The sequence below is a fragment of the Rhizobium sp. BK379 genome (assembly GCF_014193955.1).
Lineage (GTDB): Bacteria > Pseudomonadota > Alphaproteobacteria > Rhizobiales > Rhizobiaceae > Rhizobium.
On the sequence record NZ_JACIAD010000003.1, the window covers coordinates 368295 to 389672 of the forward strand.

The 21378-nt window shown below is 58.9% G+C and carries 17 protein-coding genes; 10 read left to right on the forward strand and 7 right to left on the reverse strand.

Features of this window, described 5'->3' with window-relative positions:
• The first annotated feature begins 156 nt into the window (after positions 1-156).
• The 6 genes from FHT93_RS18075 (at position 157) to FHT93_RS18100 (ending at position 7538) form a co-directional block, all read left to right on the forward strand.
• Positions 157-1665, forward strand: a complete 1509-nt coding sequence (locus tag FHT93_RS18075) for an alpha-N-arabinofuranosidase (RefSeq protein WP_112542550.1) — start codon at positions 157-159, stop codon at positions 1663-1665.
• Positions 1666-1862: 197 nt separating this feature from the next.
• Complete coding sequence (locus tag FHT93_RS18080) at positions 1863-3767, forward strand: ABC transporter substrate-binding protein (RefSeq protein ID WP_018114642.1); 1905 nt, start codon at positions 1863-1865, stop codon at positions 3765-3767.
• 104 nt (positions 3768-3871) lie between these two features.
• Positions 3872-4876, forward strand: coding sequence for an ABC transporter permease (locus FHT93_RS18085; RefSeq protein ID WP_112542551.1), 1005 nt, complete (start codon positions 3872-3874; stop codon positions 4874-4876).
• A gap of 3 nt (positions 4877-4879) precedes the next feature.
• Positions 4880-5737 (forward strand): ABC transporter permease, encoded by an 858-nt coding sequence (locus FHT93_RS18090; protein ID WP_018114640.1) that lies wholly within the window; start codon positions 4880-4882, stop codon positions 5735-5737.
• Between the two features lie 2 nt (positions 5738-5739).
• A complete protein-coding gene (locus FHT93_RS18095; RefSeq protein ID WP_183848724.1) occupies positions 5740-6729 on the forward strand; it encodes an ABC transporter ATP-binding protein in 990 nt (329 codons plus the stop codon).
• The gene (locus FHT93_RS18100; RefSeq protein WP_183848726.1) at positions 6726-7538 is read left to right on the forward strand and encodes an ABC transporter ATP-binding protein; all 813 of its coding nucleotides are present in this window, start codon (positions 6726-6728) and stop codon (positions 7536-7538) included. The genes FHT93_RS18095 and FHT93_RS18100 overlap by 4 nt, the downstream gene beginning before the upstream one ends.
• A 288-nt stretch (positions 7539-7826) precedes the next feature.
• Here FHT93_RS18100 and FHT93_RS18105 read toward each other — a convergent pair whose 3' ends face one another.
• From FHT93_RS18105 to FHT93_RS18125, 5 genes are read right to left on the reverse strand one after another with little or no spacing between them, the layout of a single operon-like run.
• Positions 7827-8441 carry a DJ-1/PfpI family protein gene (locus FHT93_RS18105; protein ID WP_112972442.1) on the reverse strand — a complete coding sequence of 205 codons (615 nt, stop codon included), beginning with the start codon at positions 8439-8441 and terminating at the stop codon, positions 7827-7829.
• 59 nt (positions 8442-8500) lie between these two features.
• Positions 8501-9448 (reverse strand): substrate-binding domain-containing protein, encoded by a 948-nt coding sequence (locus tag FHT93_RS18110; protein ID WP_113116497.1) that lies wholly within the window; start codon positions 9446-9448, stop codon positions 8501-8503.
• Positions 9449-9501: 53 nt separating this feature from the next.
• Entirely contained in the window at positions 9502-10494 is a 993-nt protein-coding gene (locus tag FHT93_RS18115) for an ABC transporter permease (protein ID WP_183848728.1), read from the reverse strand.
• Positions 10491-12053, reverse strand: a complete 1563-nt coding sequence (locus FHT93_RS18120; RefSeq protein WP_183848927.1) for a sugar ABC transporter ATP-binding protein — start codon at positions 12051-12053, stop codon at positions 10491-10493. The genes FHT93_RS18115 and FHT93_RS18120 overlap by 4 nt, the downstream gene beginning before the upstream one ends.
• A gap of 28 nt (positions 12054-12081) precedes the next feature.
• Positions 12082-12762, reverse strand: coding sequence for a GntR family transcriptional regulator (locus tag FHT93_RS18125; protein ID WP_183848744.1), 681 nt, complete (start codon positions 12760-12762; stop codon positions 12082-12084).
• A 211-nt stretch (positions 12763-12973) separates the two neighbouring features.
• Between FHT93_RS18125 and FHT93_RS18130 the strand changes: the two genes are divergently transcribed.
• The 4 genes from FHT93_RS18130 (at position 12974) to FHT93_RS18145 (ending at position 17943) form a co-directional block, all read left to right on the forward strand.
• Positions 12974-14200, forward strand: a complete 1227-nt coding sequence (locus tag FHT93_RS18130; RefSeq protein WP_113017098.1) for an iron-containing alcohol dehydrogenase — start codon at positions 12974-12976, stop codon at positions 14198-14200.
• Between the two features lie 16 nt (positions 14201-14216).
• Positions 14217-15704, forward strand: a complete 1488-nt coding sequence (locus tag FHT93_RS18135; protein WP_162728631.1) for an NAD-dependent succinate-semialdehyde dehydrogenase — start codon at positions 14217-14219, stop codon at positions 15702-15704.
• A 19-nt stretch (positions 15705-15723) separates the two neighbouring features.
• Positions 15724-16542 (forward strand): alpha/beta hydrolase, encoded by an 819-nt coding sequence (locus FHT93_RS18140; RefSeq protein ID WP_183848746.1) that lies wholly within the window; start codon positions 15724-15726, stop codon positions 16540-16542.
• Between the two features lie 144 nt (positions 16543-16686).
• On the forward strand, positions 16687-17943 hold the full coding sequence (locus FHT93_RS18145) for an arsenic transporter (protein ID WP_183848748.1): 1257 nt from the start codon (positions 16687-16689) through the stop codon (positions 17941-17943).
• 439 nt (positions 17944-18382) lie between these two features.
• Here the strand turns inward: FHT93_RS18145 and FHT93_RS18150 are convergent, their stop codons facing one another.
• Both FHT93_RS18150 and FHT93_RS18155 read right to left on the reverse strand, forming a co-directional pair.
• Entirely contained in the window at positions 18383-19597 is a 1215-nt protein-coding gene (locus tag FHT93_RS18150) for a GGDEF domain-containing protein (RefSeq protein WP_246781628.1), read from the reverse strand.
• 102 nt (positions 19598-19699) lie between these two features.
• A complete protein-coding gene (locus tag FHT93_RS18155; protein ID WP_348649774.1) occupies positions 19700-20605 on the reverse strand; it encodes an alpha/beta hydrolase in 906 nt (301 codons plus the stop codon).
• Positions 20606-21378 lie beyond the last annotated feature (773 nt).

Here is a 21378-nt window from a genome sequence, read left to right on the forward strand (position 1 = left end):
AATGATGGAAATTTCGCCCTAAATTATTGTTAAATAACTATTATTTTTCACTGGCGGGCTGCCAACAACTCACACGCTGTTCGATTGACTCGCACTCATCAAGCTATCAAGATAGCTGCACAAGAACGAAGAAATCGATATTTACGGGAGGGTTCGTTGAAAGCGAATGTTGTTGTTCATCGCGATTTTCGGGTCGCGAGCATTGATCCCAGACTTTACAGTTCGTTCCTTGAGCACCTCGGGAGAGCCGTTTACGGCGGCATATACGAGCCAGGGCATCCGACAGCAGACGCGGACGGCTTCCGGCAAGACGTTATCGATCTCGTCCAGCAACTCGATACGCCCTACTGTCGTTACCCTGGCGGCAATTTCGTTTCCGCCTACGATTGGCAAGACGGCGTTGGTCCGCGTTCCGAACGTCCTGTCCGGCTGGATCTTGCCTGGCGTACCCGTGAAAGCAACCAAATCGGCGTCAATGAATTCGTCGACTGGTGCAAGAAGGCGAAGACGGAGCCCATGCTCGCCGTCAACCTCGGCTCACGCGGGCTGGATTCGGCCCGCAACTTCCTCGAATATTGCAACCATCCCGGCGGCACCTATTGGTCGGACCTGCGTCGCAAGCATGGTTGGGAGGCACCTCATAACGTCAAATTGTGGTGCCTCGGCAACGAAATGGACGGCCCCTGGCAGGTAGGACACAAGTCAGCGCACGAATATGGCCGGCTCGCCGACGAAACGGCAAAGGCCATGCGGAATTTCGACAAGTCGCTCGAACTCGTGGTCTGCGGCTCCTCACATTCCGATATGAAGACCTATCCGGATTGGGAAGCGGAAGTCCTCAACGAGTGCTATGACAGCGCCGACTATATTTCCCTGCATATGTATTTCGCAAACCGCGAGAAAAATACGCTCAACTACCTTGCCCGCACGACCAAGCTTGACCGTTACATCACCACGATCGGCGGTGTGATCGACTACATCAAGGCGAAGAAGCGGTCGAAGAAGACGATCGGCATTTCCTTCGACGAATGGAATGTCTGGTATCATTCCAACCAGCAGGACAAGGATATCCTCGCCAAAAACGAATGGCCCGATGCCCCTCACCTTCTCGAAGACGTCTATAATTTCGAGGACGTGTTGCAGGTCGGCGGGATTCTCAACACCTTCATCCGCCGTTCGGACCGCGTGCGCATCGCCTGCATCGCCCAGCTCGTCAATGTCATCGCTCCGATCATGACCGAGAATGGTGGTCCGGCCTGGCGTCAGACGATCTATTATCCCTTCTACTTCGCGTCGAAATACGGCCGGGGATCAGCCCTGCAAATCATCACTGACGCGCCGACCTACGATTGCGACGAAGCGGACGATGTGCCCTATCTGGACACATCCGCAGTCCTTTCAGACGATGGCAAGACGCTGACCTTCTTTATCGTCAACCGTCATCCGCAAAGCGCCCTTGACCTCGACGCCCGGCTGGACGGCTTTGCCAATGCCCGCGTGCTCGAGCAGTTGGAGATGACGCATCCTGACCTGCAGGCGGTCAACACGGCACGGCAGCCAGAGACGGTTGCGCCAATCAAGGTCGAGAACGCGAAAGTCGAGGACGGCAGATTGCGCGCGAGCCTGAAGCCTCTGTCCTACAGCGTCATCCGGCTTTCGGTCTGACGCCATTCCGGCCATCACTCTCGTGCTGGCCTGGAGAATATCCGCTCGCTGCGAGGAGGCAGCCGAGCCGGAGAAATGGTTCGCAGAAGCATCTGACCTGACAAGTGCAAGTCCCGATGCCACTGCGAACCCTAAAACCGCGACGTCCCATGCGTCCATTGCGGCCGCGCTCTCGTCGCATTCAAAGGGAGGAGATAATGCAGCATTGGAAGAAGCTTGCATTCGGCGTCGCCTTGGCGACGCTCGGCCTGATGGCCGCGGCTAAGGCGGATGACTACAAATCCTTGCCTCGCAAGGACACTCTCATCGTCGAAAACCCGGAAGGCACCATCAAGAATCCGGGCTGGTTCAATATTTGGGTCAACGGCGGCGGCGGCGTTTCGACCGGCCTGCAGCAGTTGACCATGGACACGCTCTGGTACATCGATCCGGAAAAAGGCCTCGGCGGCTCTACCTGGGACAATTCCCTTGCCGCCGACAAACCGCAATACAATGCCGACTTCACCGAGATGACGGTGAAACTGCGCAAGGGGCTCTACTGGAGCGACGGCGTGGAATTCACCGCTGACGACGTGGTCTACACGGTCAAGACGCAGATGGACCATCCCGGCATGGTCTGGAGTGCTGCCTTTTCCGTGCAGGTGGCAAGCGTCGAAGCGACCGATCCCTATACGGTCGTTTTCAAGCTGAAAAAGCCCAACTCCCGTTTTCATGCAATCTTCACCGTGCGCTGGAACGGCGCCTGGATCATGCCGAAGCACGTCTTCGAAAAGATCGCCGATCCGGTTCGCTATGACTTCGCCAACCCCGTCTCACTGGGCGCCTACAAGCTGAAGACCTATGACCCTCAGGGCAAATGGTACACATGGGAGAAGCGCGACGACTGGCAGCGGACTTCGCTTGGCCGGTTCGGCGAGCCTGCTCCAAAATATGTAACCTATGTCGACCCGGGCCCGCCGGATAAACGCACCATCGCCCAGCTCGAGCACAATCTCGATATCATCCACGACAATACGCCGGAAGGCATGTTCACGCTCAAGGAAAAGTCGAAGAGCGTCGATAGCTGGTTCCCGGGCTTCCCCTTTGCTCATCCGGACCCGACGCTTCCGGCTGTCATCTTCAATACGCAGGATCCGACCTTCCAGAACCCGGATGTCCGCTGGGCATTGGCGCTGCTGATCGATATCAAGGCCGTGGACATGGCGAGCTATCGCGGCGCGGCCACACTATCGGCGCTCGGTGTACCGCCAACGGCCATTGCCATGACGGACTATCAGGCTCCCCTGCAGGATTGGCTGAAGGACTTCGAGATCGATACGGGCAAGCGCAAGATCAAGCCTTACGATCCGACAGTTGGCCAGCAGATCGCCGATATCCTGCGCAAGCAGCCAAAATACAAGGATCAGATCCCGACGGACCCCGCCGCCATCAATAGCGCGTTCGGCTATGGCTGGTGGAAACCGGATCCGCAGGCAGCAGCCGAACTGCTGGAAAAAGCAGGCTTCAAGAAGACCGGCGGCAAATGGATGACCCCGGACGGCCAGCCGTTCAAGATCCGGATGACCGTCGAGGGCGACACCCGCTCCGTCTTCACTCGGGCCGGAACGCTCATCGCACAGCAATGGGCCTCTTTCGGCATCGACGCCAAGGCCGTGCCGGTCACGAAACTTTGGCAGGTTGCGCTGCAGCCCGGCGACTATCAGGTAGCGATTGCCTGGAGCGTCGAAACCTGGGGCGGCGATCCCGATCTGTCGTTCTTCCTCGACAGCTGGCACTCGCAGTTCGTGGCAAAGAAGGGTGAGAACCAGCCGCCACGCAACTGGCAGCGCTGGAGCAATCCGGAACTTGACAAGATCATCGAAAGCATTCGCGGCATCGGCGCCGACGATCCGAAGGGCCTTGAGCTCGGCAAGGATTATCTCAAGCTGGTCGCCCGCGAAATGCCGACGATACCGCTGATGTCCTATAACGTCTTCACCTCGATGGACACGACCTATTGGACCGGTTACCCGACGATATCAGACCCTTATACCGATCCGGTACCGAACTGGGCGAATTCCAGGTTGATGATGGTCAAATTGAAACCGGCACAACCGAAATAATCCTCCCACTGCCGGCGCGGCCCTTTCGCGCCGGCCCCCTTATCGGCGGGCAATCTGCCCGTCGATCCTTTCGATGAAGGGACCCAGAGAGGAACCACCACCCTATGACGTCCTATCTGATCTTTGTGCTGAAGCGGTTCGGTCAGTTTCTGCTCGTCGTATTTCTTGGCGTGACCATAACATTCTTCGTCACCCACCTGACCCCGATCGATCCGGTCGAAGAGAGCATAGGCTCCATAACGCAGATGGGGCAATCCGATCCAAACGCGATCGAACTGATGCGCCAGTCGCTTCGGGAGCTTTACGGACTGAATGGCTCGATCTGGCAGCAATACCTGCATTTCTGGCTTCGGCTCGCGACAGGTGACCTCGGCCCCTCGCTCTCGGCCTTCCCCACACCGGTCTCGACCATCATCATGCGTTCCCTGCCCTGGACGATCGGTCTGATGACGGTCTCGACGCTGATCACCTTCGTGCTCGGCAACGCGATCGGTGCGCTTGCCGGTTACCACCGGAAGAACATGATCCTGAAAGGGGTCAGCCTCGTCTTCATCGCGATGCTGCCGATCCCCTATTACATTCTGGCCTTCGTTCTGCTCATTGTCTTCGGTTATGTCTGGCCGATCCTGCCGATCAATGGCGGCTATGAGATGAACGCCAATCTCGACCTGTCCTTCTCCCTTGTTATCGACATTCTCGAGCATTCCATCCTGCCCGCATTCTCGCTGATCCTCGTCGGCACCGGCAGCTGGTTGATCGGGATGCGTGCTCTGGTCTCCAACATCATCACGGAGGATTATGTGGTCTTTGCCGAGCTCGGCGGCGTGCCGAAGCGGCGCATCCTGCGCTCCTATATCGCCCGCAACGCCATGGTGCCGCAGTTTACGGGCTTGGCGATGTCGCTCGGCGCTATCTTCAACGGCACGGTCATTACCGAGATCGTCTTCGGCTATCCCGGCATCGGAAACCTGCTGATATCAGCCGTCCATGCCGGCGACTACAGCCTCGTGCTCGGCCTCAGCGCCTTGTCGATCGTCGGCGTCGCGGCCGCCGTCTTCATCATCGACATCCTGAGCCCGCTCATCGATCCGCGCATCAAGGTGGAGTAGGCCATGTTCACGATCCTGCGCGACCTGACGCGCCACAACATGGAATTCCTGAGCGGCCTGGCACTCTTTGCCATCATCGTGGGCCTAGTCATCCTGTCCTATTTCTCGCCCTATGGCGCCACGGACATCTACCTCCTGCCGCCCGATATGCCGCCGGACGGAGACTATTGGCTGGGCACCACGTCGCGCGGCCAGGACGTCTTCTGGCAGCTGACGACTGCGCTGCGCAACACACTCTATTTCGGTATCGGCGTCGCCTTCCTATCTCGCATCATATCGCTCGTCGTTGGCCTGGTCGCTGGTTATGCCGGCGGCGTGGTTGACCGGGTCCTCATGGCGATCAACGACAGCGTCATGGTCATTCCGCAATTTCCGCTGCTGATCCTGTTCTATTTTGTGCTGAAGGACAGCATGACCTGGACAGCCCTCATCGTCATCATGGCAGCTCTCGGCTGGTCCTATGATGCGAGGCTCATCCGTTCTGTTGCGATCAGCCTTAAAACGCGGCCCTTTACCACTCAGAGCGTCTATTCCGGCATGAGCATGCGCAAGATCCTCGTCGAGGAGCATTTGCCCTATGTCCTGCCGATCGTCTTTGCCACGACGATGAACAACATGATCTGGTCTATCGGGATGGAGATCACTTTGTCGGTGCTCGGCTTCACTGACATCGAGACCCCGACCATGGGCATGATGATCTATTGGGCCAACGCCCATTCGGCGCTCATCGCCGGCACCTGGTGGTGGGTGGCTGCACCCGTTGCCGTCATCGTCGTTCTCTTCCTGGCGCTGTTTCTCCTGTCCATGTCGATGAACGAATACAACGATCCGCGCAGCCGGCTGAATCGGATGGGAGGTTAGCCATGGATGCCCTGGTCGAAGTCCAGAACCTGAAAGCCTATTACCGCGCCTTCCTTTTTGGCGTCGATCGTGAAGTGCGCGCCGTCGACGACATTAGCCTGACGATCGGTCGCGGTGAAATCTATGGGGTCGCGGGCGAATCCAGCAGCGGCAAGACGACCCTGATCAAGACGATTGCCGGTGCGATCCGGCCACCGCTCAAGGTCGTATCGGGCAAAGTCGTCTTCCATTTTGCCGGCGGTACGCAGGACATATACGCCATGACGCCGGACGAACGCATGGCGCTTCGCTGGCTGCATCTGTCCTACATCATGCAGGGCTCAATGAACGTGCTGAACCCGGTTCGGCGCATCCATCACTCCTTCACCGATTTCGCCTTGCGTCACATGAAAGTCGGCAAGAGTGAGTTCTTCGCGAAAGTCGGCTCGCACCTCCAGAGATTGAAACTCGATCCGCATCTGCTCCAGGCCTATCCGCATGAACTCTCCGGGGGCATGCGCCAACGTATGACGATCGCGCTCGCGACGATCCTGACGCCTGAGTTCATCATTGCCGACGAGCCGACAACGGCGCTCGACGTCATCGTACAGCGCGACGTGCTGTCGATGATCCGCGAAATCCAGCATGAAATAGGCTCCTCCTTCTTGTTCGTCACCCATGACATGGGTGTGCATGCGACGGTTTCTGACCGTATCGGCATCGTCTATGCCGGGCGTCTCGTCGAGGAAGCGCCGACCCGCAAGCTCTTTGCGCTGCCGCTGCATCCTTATACGCAGCATCTGGTCGGCAGCCTGCCGCGTATCGGCGATGCGAAGGCCCGGCCTTCGCTCGAGGGGCGTCCGCCGAACCTTGCCATGCCGCCTGAAGGCTGTCGGTTCCATCCGCGCTGCCCGAAGCGGATGGAGATCTGTTCGCAAAAGGTCCCGCCGATGATCACGGTTGAGCCGAATCGGCGAGTGGCGTGCTTTGCGGTTACGGGAGATCAGGCTTGAACGCTCTTCTCACTCTCTCTCATGTCACGAAAATCTACCGTCAGGGCGGCATGCTAGGCCGCCGGCAGATCGTGGCGGTCAAGGATGTCAGCTTCGAGATCGGCAGCGAACCGGAGATTCTCTCCATCGTCGGAGAATCGGGTTCGGGAAAATCGACGATTGCAGCAATGATCCTCGGGCAAACGGCGCCCACGCAAGGCATACTTCATTTTCGTGGGAAAGCGGTGGCCCTGCACGGCAAGGCGGAGCGTCGCGCCTTCATGAGGGAAGTGCAGCCAGTTCTGCAGAACCCCTTCGAAGCCTTCAATCCGCTCAAGCGCGTGGATCGCTACCTCTTCGAGACGGCGCGGAACTTCTCGGCCGGCGCGGGCAAGTCGGATCGCCAACAGATCGAACGATTGGCCGATGAGGCTCTCGGCCATGTGGGGCTCAGTCTTGCGGAAGTGAAGGGCCGGTTTCCGCATGAACTGTCCGGAGGACAGCTACAGCGCGTCGCAATTGCCCGTGCCCTGATCCCGCAGCCACGTCTGCTCATCGCCGACGAGCCGGTATCGATGGTTGACGCGTCCCTGCGCATGGCAATCGTCAATCTCTTCGATCAATTGAAACGCGAGCTTGGACTTTCGATCGTCTACATCACGCATGATCTCGCCACCGCCTACTATATCAGCGACCGGATTATCATCATGCGCAAGGGCGAGATCGTCGAGCAGGGCGAGGCACGCAAGGTCCTCGACAATCCCCAGCACTCCTACTCGCGTGCATTGAAGGAAGCCGTGCGGAGCGCCGATTTCGCTGAGGCGCCCTAGCGCGCGAGCGGTGACGGAAGAGCTTCACCTGTGGAACCCTGCCTCAGATCGTGAGTGCATTCGCTTGCATTACTCAAACCATCGATGAGCATCGCAACCAGCCCGCCGAAAATCCTCAGACTTATAATCTAGATTGAAGCGACGTTCGGAAGATTGCGTGGGCCCTCTCGGCGCCGTCGTGATGCCATCCGCGGGCAGGAAAGGACCGCCCTGGAAAGGCAACCCCCGCATTCTGCGAGGATTGCCTGATCTTAAACCAAGGGAACAAGCCGTGCCGTGAGTGTAGGCTCAGGCTGCCTTGGCGATATCATCGCTGTGACGGATTTCCGTGCCGAGCACCTTCAGGCATTCGCGGATGAATGCAGCAAGTGCCGTCCATCCCTTCGCGGAAACCATGGTGCCATCGACATAGGCTTCGGTCGGCGACAGATCGATATAGGTACCGCCTGCAAGCGTGACTTCCGGTTCGCAAGCCCCGAGGGCACCAACCTTCTTGCCGCGAACCACACCGTCGACGGCAATCAGAATCTGGACGCCGTGGCAAATCGTAAAGATCGGCTTCTGCTTCTCGTGAAAATGCCGCACGATTGCCTGAACGCGTTTGTCGGTGCGGATATATTCGGGGCCGCGACCGCCTGCGCAGTAGACTGCATGATATTGATCGAGCTGTGCCTCGGCCTCCGAGAAGGTCTTGTTGATCGTGAAGAAGTGCCCGAGCTTTTCTGTATATGTCTGATCGCCCTCGAAATCGTGGAGCGAGGTCTTGATCAGGTCGCCCGCCTTCTTGTCGGGGCAGATCACGTGGACCGTATGGCCGACTGCCTCCATCGCCTGCTGATAGACATAGATTTCATATTCCTCGGTGAATTCACCGGTCAGCATCAGTATCTTCTTACCAGGCATGATTTGCTCCTCTTCTTCATGCAATGGGGCGGCTGCGGCCGCCCCCGGTTTCGGTCTCATCAGAACGGAGAGTCGGGAAAATAGTATTCCTTGGCATTCTCCTGCGTGATCAGCGGCGCATCCAGCTTGACAGTGCCTCGCACCGGCGCCTGGCCGACAATATTGGCAACGGTCATGTAGATGGCGGTCTTGATCATGGACGGCGGATAGGGTGTCTCGACCGGCGTCATCGGATCGCCGTCGATAACCTTCTTGACGATGTCCTTCATGCCATTGCCGCCGAGGGCAAGCTTGATGTCCTTGCGACCCGATTCCTTGACAGCCTCGAGCACACCGAGAAGCATGTCGTCATCATTTGCCCAGACAGCATCGATCTGCGGGTATTTGGCAAGATAGTCCTGCATCAGCTTGAAGGCGTCATCACTGTTCCAGTTCGCGTACTGGATGTCCAGAATCTTGAGATCGGTTCCCTTGATGGCATCCTGAAAGCCCTGGATGCGTTCATCGTCGATGACGGTCGGAATGCCGCGCAAGACGACGAGGTTGCCTTTGCCGCCCAGCTTGTCGATCATGAATTTCGCCGTATTGCGGCCAACCGCGATGTTGTCGCCGGCAAGGTAGAGGTCCTGGATGGACTGGTCGTTCAGGCCACGGTCCACGACGGTGATGAAGGTGCCGGCATCCTTGACCGCCTTGACCGGCGTCGTCAGTTCCTCCGACGTATAGGGCAGGATGACCAGTGCATCGAGCTTGCGTCCTGCGGACAGATCTTCAAGCGCGCTCACCTGCGCCGTTGCCGAAGGCGAGGTCTTCACGACGACCTCGACATTCGGAAAAGCGGCATTGACTTCCTTGGCGGCAGCCTGTGCGTGATAGACGATGCCCGCCGTCCAGCCATGGTCGGCTGCCGGGATCGACACGGCGACAACCTTCTTGTCTGCCGAAAGGGCCTGACCGGCGAGCATCATCGTACTGACGGCCAGGGCCGCAATCCATTTTCTAGACATTCATTCCTCCCAGAATCGGACCACAAACATCAATCCGCGCGGTCCGGACGCGGTTACTTCGAGAACCTTTGAATGAGCATGGCGATGATGATGATGACGCCCTGAACGCCGGCGACGAGATATTCGGATACGAAATCCGAGAGCACCATGAGGTTGGCGATGAGTTCGAGGATGACCGCTCCGGCAACCGTGCCCCAGACGTGGCCCTTGCCGCCCCGCAGGGCAGTTCCGCCGATGACGACCGCAGTGATCACCTGCAATTCCCACAGCACGCCGGTGGTCGGCGTCGCCGCTCCGAGGCGCGGCACATAGCAGATCGCAGCGATCGCAACACATACGCCCTGCATCGCGTAGGCGATCGTGCGCGTCTTGATGATGGAAATTCCTGAGTAGCGGGCCACGTCCTCATTCGCGCCAACGGCAGCGCATTTCCGGCCGTACTTCATCTTGTAGAGGATGAAGGAAGCGATAGCGGCAACGGCAATCGAAATGAGGATCGGAAAGGGAATACCGCCAAAGGTGCCGAAATAGACGGGCCGATAGGCATCGCGGAGGCTGCGGTCGATCGGGATCGTTCCGCCATCCGACATATAGGTGATGAGGGCGCGGAAGATCCCCATGGTACCCAGGGTCGCGATAAAGGGCTCTATCTTTCCGACGGTAACGATGAGTCCGTTCATCAGCCCGCAGATGAGCCCGACGACAAGCGCGATAGCCATGCCGGCGGGTATTGCCAGGACACCCCAGTCGGCAGCCATCCTGTTCATGAACATGATGGTTATGCCCGTGACGAATGCGGCCATCGAACCGACCGAAAGATCCAGTCCGCCGGATGAGATGACGAAGGTCGCGCCGACGGCGATGATCGCGATGAAGGCGCTTCGCGTGATCACATTGCCGAGATTGGTCGCCGAGAGGAAATCCTGGTTGATCGAAAAACCGATCAGCAGCAGCGCCAGAAGCGCAAGGAACGGGCCGACATCCGACCAGCCGATGTTCCATTCCCGCTCCGGCCGAACCGGCGTCGAACCCGTAATCACACTCATTGTCTTCCTCCCTGCTTCGCCGCAACCTTCGTCTCGCTGGTGGCAAGAAGCGCAATCTCATGTTCCGTCATTCTGTCGCCCGTCACCTCTCCCGTGATGCGCCCCTCCCGCATCACAAGAATCCGGTCGCAGATTCCGATCAGTTCCTGCATTTCGGACGAGATGACGATGCAGGTCCTGCCTTCTGCGACGAGGCGCTCGATGAAGGCGTAGATCTGGGCCTTATTCGCGATGTCGATCCCGCGCGTCGGCTCGTCGATGACCACGACCGAAGGATCGGTGAGAAGCACCTTGGCGAGCAGAAGCTTCTGCTGGTTGCCTCCGGAGAGCTGACCCGCCTTGACGGCATAACTTTTCAGGCGGATGTCGTAGGTGTTGACGGCTTCGATGAGCGCGCTCTGCTCACGACGGCGGCGCATCAGAAGGCCGGGATGAAATCTGCCGAGGGCGGACAGCGTGAGGTTCGGCGCAAGCCGCTCCTGCAGCAGCAGGCCCTTGCCTTTGCGATCCTCGGTCAGGTAGCCGATGCCGGCATCCATCGCTGCCCGGGGACGCCTGATATCAATCGCCCTGCCCTGCAGTTTTACGGTTCCGGTGGCAGGGCGCAGGCCCATGATGCCCTCGAACACCTCGGTGCGGCCAGCACCGATCATGCCGGCGAATCCGAGGACTTCGCCTCTATGGGCGGTAAACGAGATGTCGCTTGCGAAGCCGGGAACGCCGAGGTCTCGGACTTCCAGCATCGCCTGCAGGGCTGGCTTTACGGTCTTCTCGGGATAAAGCGCGGCGAGATCGCGCCCAACCATCAGCCGCGCCATGTCCATCTGCGTCAGGCTATGACCGGGATATGTGCCGACCATCTTGCCGTCTCTAAGCACCGTCACCTTGTCGGCGAGCCGCTGGACTTCATCGAGGCGATGGCTGATGTAGAGTACGGCAGCACCCTGCTCCTTCAGCTGAAGGATGATGGCAAGCAGTCGCTCGACCTCCTCACCCGTCAGGACTGCAGTCGGTTCGTCGAAAATGACAAGCTTGTAGTCGTCGAGGAGCGCACGTGCGATCTGCACGAGCTGGCGATCCGCAAGCGAAATGTCGCGCACCAAAGCATTTGGCGATACGTGACATCCAAGGTCGTGAAGTTTTTCGACGGCCAGACGCCGCATCGTCCGATCATCGACCAGGCCATGACGCATCAGCTCGCGGCCGAGGAAAAGATTTTCGGCGACAGTCAGGGCGTCCGCAAGCAGGATCTCCTGGTGCACCAGAACAATACCCGCCTCCTGCGCCTGCTCAGGCTTTGAGAACCCGACCTTGCGGCCGCCCATCGACAGCGTTCCTGCAGTGGGCTCGGCGTAACCGGAAAGGAGCCGCATGAATGTCGACTTGCCGGCGCCATTCTCGCCGATGATGGCATGGATCTCGCCGGGCAAGATATCGAGCGTGACTTCCGAGAGTACGGTGACCGGTCCGTACTGCTTCGACATGCCCTCCGCACGAAGGACCGGATGAGAGACGAGGCCGTCTTTCTCGGACACCACGCTCCTCCCCTTCCTCTCCATGGTCATGACGCTCGACATTGCCCGCCTCTCAATCGAAGGCCGGCACGAGCCGGTCCCGTGAATGTTCGAGATGGGTTCTCATTGCCTTCTCGGCAGCCGATGGGTCACCCGCCGCAAAGGCAGAGAGAAGCGCCTCGTGCTCGTCCAACGCCTCTTCGGTGACGCGGGAATGGAACATCAGTCGAAAGATGTGAAAATGCGTGTGCTGGTGGCTGAGAGTTTGGCGAATGAGCTCGTTGCCGGCAAATTCCATGATCCTGTCATGGAAAACGGCGTCCTGCCGCGCGAAAGTGGAATAGCGCAGCCGTTCGTCAGCCCCTTCCCGGCGCCCCATGACGCCGGCCGCCTCCCTGAGGATAGCGAGCTTTTCATCGTCCATTGCCCTTGCCGCCCTCGCAGCGCCGTCGGGCTCGAGAAGCAACCGCAAGTGATAGAGCTCATTGAAGCGACGATGGGTAATCTGCGGGGCAGCGCTGTAACCGATAAGATGCGTCTTGACGACAAGCCCCTCCCCCTCGAGGCGGCCGAGCGCTTCGCGGATGGGAGTCTGGGAAACATTGAATTCCTTGACCAGATTATCGACGGTGATGCGCGCACCCGGAGCAATCTTAAGAGACATGAGCTGCGCAAAAATCACCTCGTAGACGCTGTCTGCGAGACTGTTGCTGCGCTGTATGAAACCACTCGGATCAGGCGTGGCATTGAGCATCATCGTATTCCGGCCCTGTATTTCTTTTGCCTCTTGACAGGACCAATCGCTAACACGATGCTCGACGATATGCAATCCCATATCCTATAGGATTTTATATCGGAGGTTTCATGAGGGTCATTTGGATAAGCGCGAAGGAAATCGCGCGCCAATTTTGCGACGCTTCCTCAAGGTCTTTCTTCATTCCCCAACTGGTGAAAGGGCCAGTACAATGACCCTCTTTGCGGCTATCCGGCTCCCGAAAGAAATCCTGTTCGGCAAGGGCCAACGGTTTGCGCTGCCATCCGTCGCCAGGAGGCTTGGCCAAAAGGCGCTGATCTGCACGGATGAGCGCTTCGCAGGGACTTCCATTTTCGCCGAGCTTGTGGCCGCATTGAACGCGGCATCGATCGAGACACTGGTGCATGACCGGGTGCTGCCGGATGTCCCGCGCGACACCGTTGCGCTGTGCGTTGAGGAGGCGCTGAGCTTCGAGCCCGACATGGTGATAGGGATAGGCGGGGGGAGTTGCCTCGACATGGCGAAATGTGCCGCCCTGCTTTTGAGCCATGGCGGCAGCCTCTCGGACTACTATGGCGAGTTCAAGGTTCCCGGCCCGACCATGCCGATCATCGCCGTGCCAACCACGGCGGGTACCGGCTCGGAGGTGACGCCGGTTGCCGTCATCTCCGACCCGGATCGGACGCTGAAAGTCGGCATATCGAGCCCTTATCTCATTGCCGCAGCGGCTATCTGCGATCCGGAGCTGACAATGTCCTGCCCGCCGGGCCTGACCGCTGTCGCGGGCGCGGACGCGTTGACGCATGCGATCGAGGCATTCACGGCCGCCCGGCGCGGCGCCGACCCCTTGTTGCCACAGAATCATGTCTTCATCGGTAAGAGTGAACTTACAGACTATTTCGCGCTCCTCGCCATCAAGCTCCTGGGACGCAGCCTGGAAACGGCTTGCAAGGACGGATTGAACGAAGATGCTCGCGCCGACGTAATGATGGGTGCGCTGGCTGCCGGCTGCGCATTCGGCACGGCCGGTACCGCAGCGGCGCATGCCATCCAGTATCCCGCAGGCGCGTTGACCCACACGGCCCACGGGCTTGGCGTCGCGACGATGATGCCCTACGTCATGAACTATAACCGCTCCGCCTCGATGACCGAAATGGCTGAGATCGGGCAAGCGCTCGGTCTGGATTCAACGAGCAGGACGAAACAGGAAATGGCCGAAGCAGCCATCGACGAGATCCGCAGGCTCTTTCAAGCCATCGGCATCACACCGACACTGGCCGATCTCGGACTTACCGCCGACAAGCTCGACTGGACCGCCGAACAGGCGCTCAGCATCGACAGATTGATCAAGAATAACCCGAGGCCTTTCGACATCGACGCCATGAAGCGTCTCGTTCGTGCAGCCTATGACGGCGATCTTGCCGCCGCTGCCCTCTAAACATTCGAGGACCAAAATGACTATTGCCCAGCAAATGCCACAGGCCGACCGCCACCTGCCAGACATTGAGGCCACGGCCCGCGGCCTTTATATCGATGGGAATTGGCGGCAATCGAAAAGCGGGCGCAAGATCGATGTGACCGACCCCTCGACCGGGGCGCTTCTTGCGGCTGTTGCGGACGCCACTGTCGAGGATGCACAGGCAAGCATCGAGGCCGCATCCCGGGCTGCGCCCGGCTGGCGATCGACGCCGCCGCGCAAGCGTTCGGAGATCTTGCGACGCTGTTTCGAACTGATGATCGAGCGTTCCGAAATGCTTGCCACCTTGATCTCCCTGGAGAATGGCAAGGCGCTGCGCGACGCCCGCGGCGAGGTCGCGTATGCCGCCGAGTTCTTCCGCTGGAATGCGGAAGAAGCCGTCCGCATTACGGGAGAATTCGGCATCGCTCCGTCGGGCGCCAATCGCATCATTGTCGATTACCAGCCGATCGGCATCTGCCTGCTGATCACGCCATGGAATTTCCCGGCTGCGATGGCGACGCGAAAGATCGCTCCGGCCCTCGCCGCTGGCTGCACAGTTATTCTGAAGCCGGCAAGCGAGACGCCGCTGACAGCCTATGCGCTGGCCTCGATCTATGAGGAGGCCGGCGTACCGGCAGGCGTCGTCAACGTTCTGACGACGAGCACTCCCGCCCCGTTCAGCGCCGCCATTCTCGCGGATCCGCGCGTCAGAAAACTTTCGTTTACGGGCTCGACAGGCGTTGGCCGCCTGCTTCTCGCCGAAGCGGCCAAGCATGTCGTCTCATGTTCCATGGAACTCGGCGGCAATGCTCCATTCATCGTTTTCGACGACGCCGATCTGGATGCGGCACTCGACGGCGCGATGGTTGCCAAGATGCGCAATGCGGGCGAAGCCTGCACCGCAGCAAACCGTCTGTATGTGCAGTCGGGGATCTACCAGTCCTTCGCAGAGGGGCTGGCCAAAAGGATGTCTGCTCTCAACGTCGGTCCGGGCGTCGATGCCCTTACCGAATGCGGGCCGATGATCACGACGAAAGCCGTGGAGAAGATCGACCGCCTCGTCGTTGATGCGAAAGCAAAGGGCGCCCGCGTCACCTGCGGCGGCGAGCCCTCCGCCGGGCCGGGTTATTTCTACCCGCCGACAGTTCTCGTCGACATGCCCGACGGGGTCGAGATGGCGCATGAGGAAATCTTCGGACCGGTTGCACCTCTTTACAGGTTCGAGACCGAGGACGAGGTGATACGGCGCGCCAACGACACCGAATACGGTCTTGCCGCTTACGTCTTCACACGCGACATAGCACGGGGATTGCGCGTTTCCTCTGCTTTGGAATCAGGCATGATCGCGCTCAACCGCGGTCTGGTTTCCGATCCGGCAGCACCGTTCGGCGGCGTCAAGCAAAGCGGTCTAGGCCGTGAGGGCGGACAGCATCACGGCATCGCCGAATTTATGGAAGCCAAGTATATCGCGGCGAGTTTCTGACGGCTGAGAGGAAGAATATTTGGAAACCGATCCGTTCCGCATACGGGGACATGTGCCGGAATTCGACGCCATCGTGTCGGAGATCAAGGCAAGGAGTGCTTCGACGCGTGCAAGGCTGCGTATGCGGGAAATCGCTTACGGAGAAGGCGCGAGTGAAACCGTGGACGTCTTTTACCCCGACGGTATAAGCGACCGACGACCGGTGCACATGTTCATCCACGGCGGCTACTGGCGGATGTTTTCCAAGCGTGACTACTCCTACGTCGCCGACACCATTACCGGCACAGGGGCAATCGCGGTCATTGTCGATTATGCCCTTATGCCGCATGTGAGGATGGAGGCGCTCGTCGATCAGGTTCGGCGAGCCAAGCAATGGGTATTCCAACACATCGCGAGCCACGGCGGCGACGCCTCGCGCTTCACGGTCAGCGGTCATTCCGCCGGCGCCCATCTTGCGAGCTTCCTGTTTCATCGACAGGAGGCTTTCTCGGGCGTGTCGGCAGCCCTCCTGCTGGGGGGCCTTTACGACCTGAAGCCCCTGCAATCATCATTTCTGCACTCGGAAATCGCCATTACCGACAGAGAGGTTGCCGACCTTTCGCCGATGCTGCACTCCTTTGACCAGGGCTGTCGCGTCATTATCGCGGTCGGCGCTGAAGAAACGCCGCCGTTTCATCAGCAGGCGGACGCCTTTTCATCGCGCCTGCGACAGCAAGGACTGTCGGTCACCAGCGAAAGGCTCGAAGGCTCCAATCACATGAGCAGCGTTCGCGATCTCGGCTTCCCGGATACGGCTATCGGTCGGATCCTCAGTCAGATGATTGCCTCTGTCGGGTGACGTCCAAACGTCGAACTCCAACTGCAGTCGGCCTTCTTGCTCGACGTTTGCCATTGGCTTACGCAAAGGACCGCCGAGATAATTGTCTTGCGCCTGCCGTCTCGGCTGATAAAAGCCGGCCCGTCAACTGAAAACAGCGACTGAATGACAGAACACGCCATTACCTGGAGCATTGCCGGCCTGACCGCCATGGGCGTGGTCGTTCGTCCGTTTCGATGGCCGGAAGCGGTATGGGCCATGTTCGGTGCCTTGCTGCTCTTTGCCTTTCGCCTGATCGGACCACAGGATGTTATCACGGGTGTCCTAAAAGGCAGCGACGTATATCTTTTTCTGATCGGCATGATGCTGCTGTCGGAACTCGCCCGCCGGGAAGGGCTGTTCGACTGGATTGCGGCGATCGCCACAACGCACTCCCGTGGCTCCTCCCGACGCCTGTTCGTGCTTGTCTATCTCGTCGGCATTGTCGTTACGGTCTTTCTCTCAAATGATGCGACGGCCGTCGTCCTTACCCCAGCCGTCTGCGCGGCCTGCCGGGCTGCCCGCGTCCGGGACCCGATGCCCTATCTGCTGATCTGCGCCTTCATTGCCAATGCCGCGAGCTTTGTCCTTCCCATCTCCAATCCTGCCAATCTGGTGATCTTTGCGGGTGGCGAAATGCCGCCCCTGGCGCGCTGGTTGTCGACATTCATGCTTCCATCGATCGTTTCGATCGTGGTCACATTCGGCTGCCTTTACTGGACTCAGCGCCAGGCTCTTGCCGAAGACAGCGTGGCCGAAAACGTGCCGCGGCCGACCCTTTCCGCGAGCGCTCGGCTGGCCGGGTGGGGAATTGTCCTGACGGCCGTCATTCTTATCGTGGCATCAGCTATGCACATCGATTTGGGTATGCTGACTTTTCTCGCCGGCACGATTACCACCGTGCTGGTGCTGGCACTGACCCGGCAAAGCCCGATCGAGACCTTCAAGGGCGTAAGCTGGAGCGTCCTGCCTCTGGTCGCAGGCCTGTTCGTCGTCGTGGAGGCGCTGGATCGTACCGGTCTGACGACCATGCTCTCCGATCAATTGGCCCTGCTCGCGGCAGCGTCGGAAACACAGGCGGCCGGCATTGCAGGCGTGGTTGTCGCGGTTGTCTGTAACCTCGTCAACAATCTCCCGGCAGGCCTGGTTGCGGGAAGCGCGGTCCAGGCGGCGCATGTCTCAGACAAGATTGCCGGAGCGGTGCTGATCGCAGTTGATCTCGGTCCCAACCTTTCCGTGACAGGATCGCTGGCAACAATATTGTGGTTGACCGTCCTTCGCCGCGAAGGACTGCACATCGGTGCGTGGCAGTTTCTCAAGCTCGGAACTGTCATCATGTTTCCGGCACTGATCTTGTCCTTGCTGTCGCTCGTTCTTTTCTGAGACTGCCAGCCGACGGCGCCGTCTTCTTTCGAATTGGGTGCCGGAGCTTCTGCCCAAAGACGATACGAGCCTCAAGACGTTGCAGCTGCCACATCGGCTTTTGGCTCACACATTACTTGCCATGATCGCGCTACACGTGCTCGCGGTCCTGAAGCATCGCTTCCTCAATCGGAGCAAGGACAACGACATCCTTTCGCGCATCTGTGACGCGCAACCGAATAGCAGAGAGGGCGCGGCGCTTGGCGAGCATTGGCGTCTCCGGGATAGCCGCGCGACCGCAGGGTTGTCAGGCGCACATTGTTATCGCTGACGACATAATCGTCTCGATGCATCGAATGCCCGATCCCCATTCGGCTTGCTTGAAACGTGAGCTTATATCCAGTGATAGACGAGGATATGGGAGCGGGGCTGATTGAGCCGGCTTGACTGACAATTGCAGTTAGGCGGCAAGCTCCCCTGGACGGGGATGCCCGGGTTCGGTCGAATGCTGGTCTGCGGCTGTTGCCGCGTTTGAAGAACATTCTTCCATGCTTGCCGGATCTGGATATATCTCGACCCTGTCACGGCCGCCTCGCTTCGCGAGGTAGAGCGCCTGGTCTGCTCGATCCCGCAGTTTCTGTGCATCGCAATCGCCTCTCCAGATGGCGACGCCTGCGCTCACAGTCGGCGCTATCGTTTCCGCACCGGCCGCAAATGCCAAGCCGTTGACCGCCCTGCGGATTTGATCCGCCTCTGCAGCGGCGGCATCTTCGGTTTGACCGCGCAGAAACAGCGCGAATTCCTCGCCGCCAAGGCGGCCGAACGTGATGTTGCGTCCAGCGGTATTGGCGATGGCTTGCGCTACGCCGACGAGAACCACATCCCCCGTCTCATGGCCGTAGCGATCGTTGATGCTCTTGAAGTGGTCGATGTCTATCATGATGAAGGCGTCACCGTCCCTGAGCTCGCTCGGAAGGGATGCCAGGAAGTGCTGCCGGTTTGGGATTCCCGTCAGCGCGTCGGTATTTGCCAGACGTCTGAGCTGAGTTTCTGCGCGTTCCTGCACCAGGACAACCACGAAAAGCGCGACGGAGAAATGGCAAATGATGAGCATGAAAAACGCATAGCGGGGTTCGACCGGCCCATACTGCGGAAAGATCATTCCGACAGTGACCAGCGTCGAAAAGCCCATGGCAGCGGCGAGTGACGCAAGCAGACCCAATCTCGCCGGGAGCCGGTCGAGGAAGAAATCCCGCAAGATGACAACACAGGAGATGCCAAGGAAAGCTGCGGTGTTCGCATTGAATATTGCGGCGCGCGTTTGGTTATCCGCATACCAATGCATAAAACCAACAACGACGGACAAGATGAGGGCGAACCCGACCAGAAGGCAATCCGAACGCTTTCGCCCGCGACGGCTCAACTGGATCAGTCCCGTCGTCATCAACGCATAACCTGTGACACCGATGGAAAAACTTGCCAGAGTCCAGATCTCGTATGGCAGTATGCCTTGCTCTCCGACCCCGGCAAGCGTGGATGCAACGGCAAGGAGGCCGTCGCCGATCGCCAGAAAATCGAGACCTGGCTCTCTGGAGCGCCACCTGACGTAGAAACAGCAGATGGCGCCGACTATAAACGAGCACTTGTGAAGAAGAAGAACTGTAGCAAGATCCATCGTCAAACCGAAAAACAACCGGGATGCGGATGTCTATAATTTCCGAGAGCTACTTTTGAATGAATCTTCTCGCGCTGACAGAGCAGATCAGGCAGAACTTCATCACGGGATCAGCCTGTGAGCTTCAGAAAATGCGAGGACGGCGTTCAAGAATTCTTCCGGCTGTTCCAAGTGCGCGAAATGACCGCTTTGGGCGAAGTGCACCAGCTCCGAATTCGAGCAGCTGTCATCTAGGGTTCTTGCCCATTTCGGACCGCATATGAAATCGTGAGCTCCGACCAGAACAAGCGCCGGTACGGAAAGGTCCTGAAGTCTTGAGCGGACGTCAAACGGCTCATTGTTGCCGATGAGAATTGTCGCCTTTATCCGCAAGCGGAATACTCCGAGATCAAGCTTCTCGTGGACATCGTCGGCAAAATAGGCGGGAAGAAGGTCGCGCATGATCTCGGTATAGTCTTCGTCGCTCGACATTTTCGGAACCGACTGCCACGCTCTCAGTACCGCCCGCCCCTCCACCTGGTGGCGATCAGCAAAACTCCGAACACCGTCTGCCGCCGCCACCATGAAATCACTCCCTGTCACGGCCGACGAGGAATACAGGATCATCGCCGATACGCGATCCGGGTGCTCGATCGTATATTGCTGGATGACGAAGCCTCCGTGGGAATGACCAAGAAGCACGACGTTTGAAAGGTCGAGTGTTTCGAGGAACCTGCCAAGCTGTTTGGCGAAGCGTTCGACGGTATAGCCATGGGGGTGCTCCGCCAACCGGCCGGAGCCACCGGTGCCGATCGGCTCAAGGTAGACCATGGTAAAATGGTGCTCCAAAAAACCCATGCGAAGATATTGCCAGTGGATCCCTGGCCCGCCAGGGTGAACGACCATCACCGGCCCCTGGCCCGCGACATGAAAGCTTTGCTGAATTCCGTCGATATCGACGACATGATGTCCGGGATTGAGGCTATTTCGCATTGACATCGATTGGACCTTATATCGCTTGAAAAGCACGGCCGTCGTTGCACCGCGCCAGAGAAATGGATTGAGTTCGGAGAGCCGTGGACGGACACATTGGTGTCACCGCGAACCTGTAAGGGATGCCGCACGCTTCGAGGCGCACGACACACTTGTCCTAGACTCCGCCGATCGCCGTTGCCGCAGCATTACAGGAAGAACGCTGCGGCAAGGTTTGAGCTGGAGTGCCAAGCACGGTGGACTGCTGGTTTTGGTTCGTGCCAGTCATCGGCTGGTCAGAAGGACCTTACGTTTCGCATCGACTAGTAGCATACCTCGGTCCTGAACGGACGCCCGGGGTGCTCGGCGTCCCATTGCCAATAGCAGCGATCATAGTCGTCGTTGCTACCCAGGAAGAACGGCCCGCGATCCCTGAAGCGGTCGTGGGCGAAAAACGCACCGCGGTTTCCTTCCCTGTCGAAATGGCCCATACCGAATCCCCCCATGTGCTCCGCTCCCATGTGCTCCCCTCCCATGTGCCCCCCTCCCTCGTGGCCTCCGCCTCCGTGGCCTCCGCCTCCACCGTGAGCAAATGCGGGCGTTGCGATGGAGCCAACTGCGAGGGTCAGGGAGATAAGACCTGTTAAGGCGATTTTGCGAAATACAGACATGGTGGTGTTCCTAAAAAGGCGGCTCTGTGTAGCCACTAACCATATGTGTTCATCGAAATTGGCGAACGCCTGCCACAATTCAGGGATCTTGCTCACATCTTGTCACATGTTCTCACCACGACCCGTAGCACCCGTGATCGCCGGTTGCGCGGGAGCGAG